Genomic DNA, 11,908 nt, shown 5'->3' with positions numbered 1-11,908 from the left:
AGGAGGTTTTAATTATTGCTCGAAGTGAATCATTTGAATTTATTTTTGGGAAAAAAGCACATTCTTAAAGATATTACATTCTCATTACCTATAAATGGTGAAATCATTGGTATTGTAGGACCTAATGGTGCCGGTAAATCATCTCTTCTCAAAGCATTTATTGGAGAATTTAAAGCGACTGGTAAACATACATTATATGATCACCCTATACATACACAACTTAGATATATTACATATATCCCACAAAAAGCACATATTGATTTAGATTTTCCTATAAAAGTGGATCAAGTGATACTATCAGGATGTTATGAAGACATTGGATGGTTTAAAAAAGCAAGTGTAGTTGAAAAAACGAAACTTAACCAATTACTGAATGATTTAGAACTCGACCATATACGCCATCGGCAAATTGCAGAATTAAGTGGTGGACAATTACAACGTGTTCTTGTAGCAAGAGCACTTATGAGTAATAGTGATATTTATTGTTTAGACGAACCTTTTGTTGGCATCGACATTTACAGCGAACAACTGATTATGAAGAAAATTAAACATTTAAGACATATGGGTAAATTGATTTTAATTGTTCATCATGATTTATCAAAAGCGGATCAATATTTTGATCGCATTTTATTATTAAATCAATCGTTGCAATTTTTGGGGCCAACAAAAGAAGCCCTATCATCTAAACGATTAAATGCAACTTTCATTAATTACAAAGATGATTCGCTTTTAACACTATCCTCACAAGGGAGTACGAATTAGATGTTAGATTTCTTTAACCATTTACTTAGTTATCAATTTTTAAACCGTGCATTAATCACATCTATTTTAGTTGGGATTGTATGTGGGACGATGGGTAGCATTATTGTTTTACGCGGTCTTTCTTTAATGGGTGATGCCATGAGTCATGCTGTTTTACCAGGTGTTGCTTTATCTTTCTTATTTAATATTCCAATGTTTATCGGGGCACTTGTAACAGGAATGCTTGCAAGTTTGTTTATTGGTTTTATTACTTCAAACAGTAAAACAAAACCAGATGCTGCAATAGGAATTAGTTTCACTGCATTCCTAGCATCTGGCGTCATAATTATTAGCTTAATCAATAGTACAACAGATTTATATCACATTTTATTTGGTAATTTATTAGCAATTACGCATCAATCATTTTGGACAACAATTGTCATTACTGTATTAGTTATTTTACTTATTATTATCTTTTATAGACCTTTAATGATTTCAACATTTGATTCAACTTTTAGTCGTATGAGCGGTCTGAACACAACAATAATTCACTACTTTGTCATGTTATTACTCGCACTTGTGACTGTTGCGAGCATACAAACAGTTGGAATCATCCTTGTAGTTGCTTTACTAATTACTCCAGCATCTACAGCTTTTTTAATCAGTAAACAACTTTATACCATGATGGTAATTGCAAGCATAATCAGCGTGATAAGTTCGATTATCGGTCTATATTTTAGTTATATATATAATATTCCAAGTGGAGCAACTATTGTAATCTGTACCTTTATGATTTATATTGTAACGCTATCAATCACTAGAATTAAAAATAAACAAAAAAGGAGCGCTTTAACGTAAAAAAAATTCTCGCTTTAGTAATAGCATTTTTAATTATCCTTGCCGCGTGTGGGAATCAAAGTAACCATGAACATCACTCACATGAAGGAAAATTAAAAGTTGTAACTACAAACTCTATTCTCTATGACATGGTTAAACGTGTCGGTGGAAATAAGGTCGATGTTCATAGCATCGTTCCAGTAGGACAAGACCCACATGAATATGAGGTTAAGCCTAAAGATATTAAAGCATTAACAGATGCTGACGTTGTATTTTATAATGGTTTAAACCTAGAAACTGGAAATGGTTGGTTTGAAAAAGCACTTGACCAAGCAGGAAAATCAACAAAAGATAAAAGTGTGATAGCAGCATCAAATAATGTTAAACCAATATACTTAAATGGTGAGGAAGGTAACAAAAACAAACAAGATCCTCATGCATGGTTAAGTTTAGATAATGGAATTAAATACGTAAAAACAATACAAAAATCACTAGAACATCATGATAAAAAAGATAAGTCTACATATGAAAAGCAAGGGAATGCATATATATCAAAATTAGAAGAACTTAATAAAGATAGTAAAAATAAATTTGATGACATACCCCAAAATCAACGTGCCATGATGACAAGTGAAGGTGCATTTAAATATTTTGCTCAACAATTCGATGTTAAACCAGGTTATATTTGGGAGATAAACACAGAAAAACAAGGTACACCTGGTCAAATGAAACAAGCTATTAAATTTGTTAAAGATCATCATTTAAAACATTTATTAGTTGAAACGAGCGTAGATAAAAAAGCTATGCAAAGTTTATCAGAAGAAACTAAGAAAGATATTTATGGTGAAGTATTTACCGACTCTATAGGTAAGAAAGGTACTAAAGGGGATTCATACTATAAAATGATGAAATCTAATATTGATACAATACATGGTAGTATGAAATAACATGGTAAAAATAGCCCTAAATGATATGTTAATAAGACCGGATTCGTTTTGAATTCGGTCGTTAATGGCAACGAAGACTATAGTTGAAACAACTTATTTCAAGCCAACTTTCAACTCAGTCATCGTCTGCCATTATATTTAAACATTTTGAGCAGAGGATTACTTCTTTATACTCATCATACTATATAACTAGTAGTCCCATATCGTGTGGTTTTATATTACCCTCCTATAATATAAACAACATCTTTTACACACGATATGGTGGTATTAGTTAGCTGTACATTATCATAAATAAACTGAAGCCCCACCCTCTCCGTAAATGGTGCTTTAAATAATGATGATGTACCAATACATTACTTCATATTTTTGAGCGATAAGTATGAATAATGTATATACAATGAATATCTAATTACATGTGTCATTAATTGTAATTAGTATTTATAAGTTCTATTCAATTTTTGAATAGTTACTAAAGCCACAAATAATCACTCAGTTATCTCCGTGGTATCCATTATCCTCCCCATGGAGACGTTAGTTGCACTAATCAATTGATATTAGTGCAACTTTTTCATTTTAAATAAAATTTCAAACTACATGAATGCGATCTATACAAATATGTTTAACTGAACAATACATTCTAAGCAACCATATCATTTAAAATGATAAAAGCTTCCAAATCAACTTTAGCTTAAGAAGTCATTTGGAAGCTTTGCTTATATATTATTTTTTATTCATTATGTCATACTATCTACAATAACCATTTCATCATAATTAATGGATTCTCTTAATTTTAATGCAGTACCTTCTGTTATCTCATCATTTTCAATTAGTTCTCTTAGAATACGACGTTGTTCTCTTAAAGCATTTAATTTAATTTTGGTAAGTGTATCTTCATGTCTGGAATTAAAGAAGTTGTTCGGTGTTAAGTTATCTATTCTCATCAGATATCCATCGCAAATCATACCTACTTCTAGTTTATTATCAGTAGTAGCTTCTTTGGCTAAACGACTTACGACGTTATAATGAACAAGCTTATTGATTTTACCCAATTCTAATAAGTTATCAGTAACACTAAGAGATGATGCTGAATTAATTTTTGTTTTTACACGACGTTTCAATAGCATTCCTCTTAAACCAACAATAATTCGTCTTAATAACGAAGCTTGTTTGTACACTTCTGTTCGTTCAGCGTAACGCATATAGTTTTCAAGAACACTCTCAGTAATTTCACCATCATCAACCAATTTCTCTAGCGTTTTTGTTTCTACGTTAAATGCAATCTTTTGAAGTCGTTCTAGTTCTTTGGAGTTTTCATCTTCCTTCTCAACCGTTTTTAAAAATGTGAGTTTATCGTGGTAATCTTTAATGACGTTTCCATAACGGTAACTCGTTTCAAACGTCGATTTTTGATTTAGGTAATCGATAACATGTTCTAAAATGTAGATTCTCGCCTCTTTAAATGACATATTACCTATCTTCACTTTAGGGCTATCAGGCGTTACTAAAGGCAGAATGACTTGCGCAATAATTAAACTTAATATTACCATTCCGGAAGCAATAAATAATAAATCATTTCGATAAGCAAATGTTTCATGATTTGCTAATAAATATGGCAAGGTTAAGGCGATTGCAAGTGAAATTGTTCCATGTACACCACATAGAGTCATGATTAGTGCATATAAGCTACGCTTAGGTTTACTCTCAGTAACTTTATCTTCATCATTTTTAGAAATCATTTTTTGGAATGGACTGACAGATAAATAGAAATAAGGATACAATACATATACCCACACAAATCTAAAGAGATACACTGCAAGAGCGACTAACAATGTGATGACGATTAAGAATAATAAATTATGCGGTTCAGTTTTAATAATTTTCACTATTACCTCTGGTACTAAAAAACCTAAGATTGAAAATACAAAACCATTTAAAACGTAGCCTAAAATACTCCATGTGTGATTATAGCTCATCTGTAGCTGTGTTCTCGTTTGAGCTATACGGTCACGTTCGAATCCATGCACGAGTCCCGCAACTACTGCTGCAATAATCCCTGATGCATGGAATAATTCAGCAATCAAATAAGTGACAAACGGCGTCAGCAATTGTATAAATGTAAACATGTTAATATTTTCAATGCCACGTCTCATTAATGTTAAACGAAATCTAACTAAAGCCATGCCTATAAGTAGGCCGACAATAGCACCTCCAATTGAGGCAATCAAAAATTGTTGAATCGCATCAAAAATGGAAAAAGTTCCAGTAATCAATACACCTACGGCAATTTTAAATGAAATGATACCTGCAGCATCATTAAGTAAAGATTCACCTTCAAGAATGGTCATTGCACCTTTTGGTAAAACCTTACCATTCGTAATCGCTTGTACAGCAACAGCGTCTGTAGGACAAAGGATAGCCGCAATTGCGAAAGCAGCACCTATAGGTAATTCAGGCCAAATCCAATGAATAAACAATCCTACGCCTATAACAGTAGTTATGACAAGACCTAGAGCCATCATCATAACAGGTTTGATATACTTCCTTAAATGTACTCTTGAAACATTAACACCCTCAACGAAAAGTAGTGGTGCAATCAATGTAACCATAAATAATTCAGAATCAAAATTGAATTCAACTGGAATGGGAGTGAGGTATAAAATCATCCCAAGAAAAATTTGGATAAATGCAAGAGGTACTTTAGGTATGAAAGTATGTACAAAGGAGCTCACAATAACTAGTGCGACAAATATGAGTAGAGTTTCAAATATCTCCACACTTTCACCTCTTTATTAATTTTTAATTGCAAACTTAGTCATCAAAACAATAAAAAGTTGCAAGGTTATCTACTGCAACACTGAAGAAGTGAAATAATAACAATAAAGTCATTCCTATAAGGACATAACTATTAACACTCAATCATGCCACAAATATACTATTCAAAACTCAATTATTTACTTTATCAGTGAAATCAAACATGAACATTTAAATTATAAAGCTCGCTTCTTCGAACGAGAAAATGCTTATGTGTAATTTCATTGAAAAATTAGTGACAACTGTCATTCACAATTATTCTTGCTTACAATTTTATCATTTATTAACCAAATTCTTAAATAAATAGCTTTTATATCATTAATATCTTCACCTCAGATATACAAAAAACTACTAGCATATAAGATATATCTTTTATATGCTAGTAATTTAAAAACTTAAACAATCAATCGTCTATTTTATTAATATATTCTTTTTCTTTATAGTATAATTTTTCTCGTCTTTCTTCTCGTAGTTTTGCACGTTTTTTTAATTCTTCTGGCGTATTAAACTCTTTTTGACTTAACAAGATAGTAGATTGTCTAGGTGCATCGTCTTTCCTGTACATATATGCACCATTACGGTAGGCTGCTCTACTTATCAAATGCATTCCAACCGGAGAGGTAAGATTGATAAAGACTAGTGATAATAATAATCTGACACTGAAAAAACCTGAATTCACAATAAAATAGATCAGTACACCAACTACAGTTAGTAATACTGACAATGTAGAACTTTTCGTTGAGGCGTGACTTCTTAGAAAGACATCTTGAAATTTTACAATCCCTATTGCACTAATTAATGCAATAATACTTCCTAAGAAAATAAATATCGCAGCAATGAGACTAACGATGTCTTTTATGATTTCCATTGAAGACACGTCCTTCCCCGATGAATCTTGAAATTGAGACCGAACTGACAAACGAAATAATTGCAATTAACATGATTGAGTCTAAATAAGATACCGAATTAAAAATAACGCTCATCACGCCAACAATAGACATAACAACAGCACTTGAGGCATCAAATGATACAACTCTATCAGCAGTAGTGGGACCTTTAATTAATCTGACTAGACAAACAAGTAGTGCCATACCAAAAATCACCAATGCACTTATAATAAATATTTGAGTGAACATTTCAATCATCGTGTCACCTCCAAAATTAAATCCTCATACTGCTTAATACTTTTTAGAAGATTTTCTTTATCCTTTTCTGACACATCAATACTGTGAATAAAAAATTTATTAGTATTTTTAGAAATTCGAATAACTGTCGATCCTGGAGTAATAATAATTAAAATCGTTAAAAAAGTAATAGCCCAATTACTTTTTAATGAAGTTTCATATGTGAGCAAACCTGGATTAACTTCATTCGTCTTAAATAAGATGTAATTTATGGTACTTATACTAGAAGTAATAAGCTGGTATAGGTATACAGCTAAAAATTTAATAGCCACCCATATCTTTTTCAAATAAAATTCTTCACCAAAAAAGCGATGTAGAATATAAATCACAATTAAACCAATTAAAAATCCAGCAAAGAAGGTTGTAAATTTAAATTCATCTTCATCTTGAAAGAGTACCCAAAGGAACGCGATAACAATATTTAAAACAACTTGCTTCACTTACGATTAACCTCCTTCAAATGTGTATTTACATTCTTTTGAAAGACATCTTCTTTCATATTAAGATTTGTTGCATCCTCTGTTACTTTTAGAACAACAGGGGCTGCAATACCCATCGCTAATATCACAACAACTAAAACACTAAGTAAACCTTTACGATAAATAGGTAGTGGTCTAAATTGTACCTGTTCTCCATCAGCATCACCAAAATACATTATAAACATCACTCTAAAAAGACTATACATAGCTATTAAACTTGTCACAATCATAAGTGCTAAACCAATATAATTACCATTTGTAATAGCCCCTTGGAATATTAAGACTTTACCCGGAAAACCACTAAATGGAGGCACGCCACCTATAGCAAAAATTACCACGACAAATGCAACACCAAAGAATGGTTCTCTTTTTGCCAGTCCACTTAAATACTGATAATTTCGATAGCCCGACATATAAACAAGACTACCAATTACAAAAAACAATAATGTCTTAACGATAATATCATTGGCTAAGTAGAAGATAGCACCATTTACACCTGGTATAGTATGAGAACCTAAACCTAAAATAATGAATCCGATAGACAAAATAACTTGATAAGCCGCAATTTTCTTAATATCTTTGTAAGCGATGACACCAAACGCACCGATAATCATTGTGATACAAGCCATAAACACGAGCAATGTATGCGTAACGCTTGGATGATGATCGAATAGTAAGGTGAAAAAACGAATAAGTGCATAAGCCCCAACTTTTGTCATCAATGCTGCAAATAGCGCCGCAAGTTCCGTATTAAGCACTGCATATGCTTTAGGTAACCACATGAAAATTACTAGTGCTGCCTTTGAACTAAAAGCAACTAAAAATATTAAAGATATCATCGTTATTGTTTGGTTATTTTCCATATGATTCAATCGCATCGCTAAATGTGAGAAATTAAGTGTTCCGACTGTCTTATATAACATGCCAATTCCTAATAAAAGCAACCACGAACCTAAAATATTCAGAACAACATATATTATCGCTGCACGTAATTGTTCAACAGATTGTCCTAATGTAACAAGTACAAACGAAGCAAGAAGCATAATTTCAAACATCACGTATAGGTTAAATAAATCAGAAGTTAAAAACGAACCAATAACACCTACTGTTAATAAAAGGATAAATGTAGGAAGGTGAAATCTATTGACCCGCTTCTCCCCTCTACCAAAACCGTATGCCATTATTAGCGTAACCACAAAAGATGATACTGACACCATAAGCAAACTCAGTGAATCACCTAGAAATTGAATGCCGAAAGGTGCTTTCCATCCCCCAAAATCAAGTGTTATTGGTTTATGATTAACGACATAAATAAGTAAAGCAATTGAAATAATTGTATTAACAATCATAGTTGTAATGGATAGAATTTTTGAAATTTGATTTTTATTTTTAGTGAATACTAAAATTAAAGCACATACAAAAGGCAACAACATAGGCAATATTATTAAATTACTCATCATCTTCATCACCTTTCAATGCACTTATTTCATCCTCTTTAGTTACTCTGTAAGTTCTATATATTAACACCAATAAAAACGCAGTCATACCAAATCCAATCACAATAGCTGTTAAAACGATGGCTTGTAATAAAGGATCAACAAAGTTTTGAGCATGACCTTGAATAAGCGGTTCAGACATATGAGGTCCATATTTCCCCATACTCATAATAATTAAATTACCGGCGTGTGTATAAATAGAAATACCAATAACAATACGAATTAAATTAATAGATAAAATCATATAAGTTCCAATAAATACTAAAAATCCTATCACAAGGAGTAATATTAAATTCATGATCTACCCCCACTTATAGATAGCATAACTGTAACAATCACACCTACTACTGTTAATAAGATGCCAAGCTCAAATAAAGTCACAGTAGTTACATGAACATGTCCTAGTAATGGAAATGCTACATTTGCTTCAGTCTGATATAAAAATGGCTTTCCAAAAAACATAGGCACTGATGCAGTTGCAACAGATATGAGTGAGCCTATAATCATTAATTTTTTAAAATCAATAGGCAAGCTTTTCAACACTTCATTTACATCAAAGGCAAGGAACATTAAGATAAATGCCGAGCTAAAAATCAAGCCACCAATAAAGCCACCACCTGGATTATTATGGCCAGCAAAAAATACATAAAATCCAAATGTTAACAAAATAAACACTACGATTTTTGTAACTGATTTAAGTACTACATCATTCTCTTTCATCTTGCCCCCTCCTATCTTTGTAATTAAGTAATGTATAAATACCTAATCCAGCTATGATTAACACTAGTCCTTCAAACATAGTATCTAAAGCCCTGAAGTCACCAAGTATAGCATTGACAATATTTTTTCCACCTGTAAGTTCATATGCATCTTCATAAAATTTAGCAATTGAAGGCATACCATCTGCTTGTTGAGCAACAAAAATAAGTGATACCACCGTCAATGCCATAACAAGTGACACAATGATTTTGAAGGTCTCTTTTTTTAAATTTGCCTTAGCTCGAGGGATGTTAGGTAGTCTCGAAAAACTAACAATAAATAAGATTGTCGTAATCGTTTCAACAACTAACTGTGTTAAAGCTAAATCCGGAGCTTTCATTGTAATAAAATATAATGTAACTGCGAATCCAATCATTCCATTCAATACCACCATCGTTAGTCGTTGACGAATAAAGATTAATGAAATGCCGATAATCAATGTTACAACTGATAGGATAACTTCCAACGGTCCGAAAGAACTAACATGAAGCTGATGTACATGTGGAAAACCCACAGTCAAATATCCATAAACTACAATAGCTACAAAAATAAATAATGTAATCATGATGTAATAATTCAATTTATTATTCATCAATGCACGTATACCACGAGCTGAGTATAATTCAAATTCTCTATAAATTTTCCGATAGCCATCTGTAATCGAAGCTCTTTTGATTATTTGATGCGTAACCTCTTTCCAATTCACAACTAGAGCTAAAATAAGTCCAATAATAATAACAACTATACTTAAAATTAATGGAAGATTCACACCATGCCACTGAGAAATATGTGGTACAAATGCATCAACTTCCGCACCTATCCCAGATACAGATCTGGTTGCGGGCAAAATAATAAAGTTGCCAAAAACGTTTGGAACAAAGAAGATAACTGGAATGAGTAACATTAAAATCACAGCTGGTAAACTAAATAGCCATGGTTCATGTATTTGTTTACGTTTAAACTTTTCTATATTGTATTTTCCCCAGAATGTTTCTTTTATCATGTAAAGTGCATAAGTAAAGGTCAATATACTCGCGATGACACCTATTGAAACAATCACAAATGTTAATACGAAGCCATATTGATCAAGTTCATTTGCTTTAGTTAACGAATCTAGAAACATTTCCTTACTTAAGAATCCGTTTAAAAAAGGCACACCTGCCATAGATAATGCAGCGATCAACATGACAATATGCATTTTAGGGAAGACTTTACGCATACCATTTAGCAAACGGATATCACGTGTTCCGGACTCGTGATCAATGATACCAACGCCCATAAATAATGCACATTTAAAAACCGCATGATTCATTAAATGGAATAAGCCAGCAAATAACACTAAAATATAAAACTTAGACAATTCATCTGATGTGTGCTGAGCATAACCGCCACCTAGACCTACCATTGTCATAATCATACCTAATTGACTTATTGTAGAATAAGCGAGTATACCTTTTAAGTCGTATTGACGTAAAGCAGTTAAAGATCCAAATAACATAGTTATTAGACCAGTAAATGTCACTGTATAAATATAAACATTACTAAGTCCCAATAAAGGTGTAAATCTAAATAGTAAAAAGATTCCAGCCTTTACCATTGTTGCTGAATGAAGATAAGCACTTACTGGTGTAGGTGCTGCCATGGCCTTTGGTAACCAAATATGAAACGGAAATTGTGCAGATTTAGTAAAAGCACCTAATAAAAGCATTAAAATCATTGGTATAAATAAAGGATGTCGTGAAATTGCATTGCGTTGATTAAGGATATCAGTAATTGTGTTTGTTCCCGTAATGATATATAAAATGATAAATCCTGTTAATAACGCTAGCCCACCAAACACTGTAATCATGAATGATTGAATGGCGCCTAATTGACTTTCACCATTATTGTACCAATAGGATATAAGCAAGAATGAGGAAATACTTGTGAGTTCCCAAAATACATACATTAGAATGGTATTATTAGATATTACAATGCCAATCATACTGAACATAAATAATAGTAAATAGATGAAAAATCTAGGAAGATTGTCCGTACTGTGAGATAAATATTGCGTGGCATAGAAAAATACACCCACACCTATTAGTGAAATAATTAAACCGAACATTAAACTTAAACCATCTAATCTTAAATCTAAATTAATATCAATTGAAGGCATCCATGGTAATTGAATAGCAATAAATTTATTTCGAATCACATCTGGTATTTTCATAATAAAATATGTAGATGTCACAATAGGAGCTATTAATGCAACATAGCCCGCAATCTTTTTAAGTTGACGATGACTCAGAGTGAATAAAACTATGAACATGACTAATAAATTAGTCGCCATAAGATAGACTAAACTCATTTAACCCCTCCTTTTCTTTTTTCATTTATATTAAGTGTAATCATTGTATGGCGATTTGAAACATATCGTATTTCAATAAACCTCAATATTTCTAAAGTTATCTGATATCCAAAATATAGTTAAATGATAGAAATTGATATTCCCGATTGAAAGAAATGATAATCAAATATTTTTTATTAAATTAGTTAAATCAGCAAGTTTTAATCCTTATTATAGTGCAACATGATTTGATATTGATAGTTGATTTGAATGAGTTTATTGAGCATACATTGATTCAAGCACTAACGCGTTCTCCCTATATGGT

General features: G+C 31.9%; 11 protein-coding genes. 3 read left to right on the top strand and 8 right to left on the bottom strand.

The window, feature by feature from the left end; translation table 11 throughout:
• Positions 1 to 15 precede the first annotated feature (15 nt).
• From HMPREF3058_RS06830 to mntC, 3 genes are read left to right on the top strand one after another with little or no spacing between them, the layout of a single operon-like run.
• Complete coding sequence (locus HMPREF3058_RS06830; RefSeq protein ID WP_002445830.1) at positions 16 to 762, top strand: metal ABC transporter ATP-binding protein; 747 nt, start codon at positions 16 to 18, stop codon at positions 760 to 762.
• On the top strand, positions 763 to 1,599 hold the full coding sequence (locus HMPREF3058_RS06825) for a metal ABC transporter permease (RefSeq protein ID WP_002445829.1): 837 nt from the start codon (positions 763 to 765) through the stop codon (positions 1,597 to 1,599).
• A 5-nt stretch (positions 1,600 to 1,604) separates the two neighbouring features.
• Positions 1,605 to 2,525: a manganese ABC transporter substrate-binding lipoprotein MntC gene (gene mntC, locus HMPREF3058_RS06820; protein WP_070731233.1), complete on the top strand. Its 921-nt coding sequence runs from the start codon at positions 1,605 to 1,607 to the stop codon at positions 2,523 to 2,525.
• 734 nt (positions 2,526 to 3,259) lie between these two features.
• Here mntC and HMPREF3058_RS06815 read toward each other — a convergent pair.
• The 8 genes from HMPREF3058_RS06815 to HMPREF3058_RS06780 all read right to left on the bottom strand — a co-directional run bounded on the left by HMPREF3058_RS06815 (position 3,260) and on the right by HMPREF3058_RS06780 (position 11,604).
• Positions 3,260 to 5,299, bottom strand: a complete 2,040-nt coding sequence (locus tag HMPREF3058_RS06815; RefSeq protein ID WP_002487622.1) for a cation:proton antiporter — start codon at positions 5,297 to 5,299, stop codon at positions 3,260 to 3,262.
• A 440-nt stretch (positions 5,300 to 5,739) separates the two neighbouring features.
• On the bottom strand, positions 5,740 to 6,204 hold the full coding sequence (mnhG2, locus tag HMPREF3058_RS06810; RefSeq protein ID WP_002445826.1) for a Na+/H+ antiporter Mnh2 subunit G: 465 nt from the start codon (positions 6,202 to 6,204) through the stop codon (positions 5,740 to 5,742).
• The gene (mnhF2, locus tag HMPREF3058_RS06805) at positions 6,179 to 6,481 is read right to left on the bottom strand and encodes a Na+/H+ antiporter Mnh2 subunit F (RefSeq protein ID WP_001832031.1); all 303 of its coding nucleotides are present in this window, start codon (positions 6,479 to 6,481) and stop codon (positions 6,179 to 6,181) included. Before mnhF2 ends, mnhG2 begins: the two co-directional genes overlap by 26 nt.
• On the bottom strand, positions 6,478 to 6,960 hold the full coding sequence (mnhE2, locus tag HMPREF3058_RS06800) for a Na+/H+ antiporter Mnh2 subunit E (protein WP_001832121.1): 483 nt from the start codon (positions 6,958 to 6,960) through the stop codon (positions 6,478 to 6,480). Before mnhE2 ends, mnhF2 begins: the two co-directional genes overlap by 4 nt.
• On the bottom strand, positions 6,957 to 8,459 hold the full coding sequence (gene mnhD2 / locus HMPREF3058_RS06795) for a Na+/H+ antiporter Mnh2 subunit D (protein ID WP_080033641.1): 1,503 nt from the start codon (positions 8,457 to 8,459) through the stop codon (positions 6,957 to 6,959). The genes mnhE2 and mnhD2 overlap by 4 nt, the downstream gene beginning before the upstream one ends.
• Positions 8,449 to 8,793, bottom strand: a complete 345-nt coding sequence (gene mnhC2 / locus HMPREF3058_RS06790; RefSeq protein ID WP_001832057.1) for a Na+/H+ antiporter Mnh2 subunit C — start codon at positions 8,791 to 8,793, stop codon at positions 8,449 to 8,451. Before mnhC2 ends, mnhD2 begins: the two co-directional genes overlap by 11 nt.
• Entirely contained in the window at positions 8,790 to 9,215 is a 426-nt protein-coding gene (gene mnhB2, locus HMPREF3058_RS06785) for a Na+/H+ antiporter Mnh2 subunit B (protein ID WP_002474372.1), read from the bottom strand. Before mnhB2 ends, mnhC2 begins: the two co-directional genes overlap by 4 nt.
• Positions 9,202 to 11,604, bottom strand: coding sequence for a DUF4040 family protein (locus HMPREF3058_RS06780; RefSeq protein ID WP_002491412.1), 2,403 nt, complete (start codon positions 11,602 to 11,604; stop codon positions 9,202 to 9,204). The genes mnhB2 and HMPREF3058_RS06780 overlap by 14 nt, the downstream gene beginning before the upstream one ends.
• Positions 11,605 to 11,908: the final 304 nt, after the last annotated feature.

The sequence above is a fragment of the Staphylococcus sp. HMSC068G11 genome (assembly GCF_001815825.1).
In the GTDB taxonomy this organism is placed as follows: domain Bacteria; phylum Bacillota; class Bacilli; order Staphylococcales; family Staphylococcaceae; genus Staphylococcus; species Staphylococcus epidermidis.
Note: the sequence above shows the minus strand (reverse complement) of the source record. Positions and strands in the feature narration are given on the sequence as shown.

What these genes read in the sequence shown, in the direction of transcription:
- HMPREF3058_RS06825 (WP_002445829.1), top strand. Translation starts at nt 763, where the DNA reads ATGTTAGATTTCTTTAACCATTTACTTAGTTATCAATTTTTAAACCGT.
- mnhG2 (WP_002445826.1), bottom strand. Translation starts at nt 6,204, where the DNA reads ATGGAAATCATAAAAGACATCGTTAGTCTCATTGCTGCGATATTTATT.
- mnhF2 (WP_001832031.1), bottom strand. Translation starts at nt 6,481, where the DNA reads ATGATTGAAATGTTCACTCAAATATTTATTATAAGTGCATTGGTGATT.
- mnhD2 (WP_080033641.1), bottom strand. Translation starts at nt 8,459, where the DNA reads ATGATGAGTAATTTAATAATATTGCCTATGTTGTTGCCTTTTGTATGT.
- mnhC2 (WP_001832057.1), bottom strand. Translation starts at nt 8,793, where the DNA reads ATGAATTTAATATTACTCCTTGTGATAGGATTTTTAGTATTTATTGGA.
- mnhB2 (WP_002474372.1), bottom strand. Translation starts at nt 9,215, where the DNA reads ATGAAAGAGAATGATGTAGTACTTAAATCAGTTACAAAAATCGTAGTG.
- HMPREF3058_RS06780 (WP_002491412.1), bottom strand. Translation starts at nt 11,604, where the DNA reads ATGAGTTTAGTCTATCTTATGGCGACTAATTTATTAGTCATGTTCATA.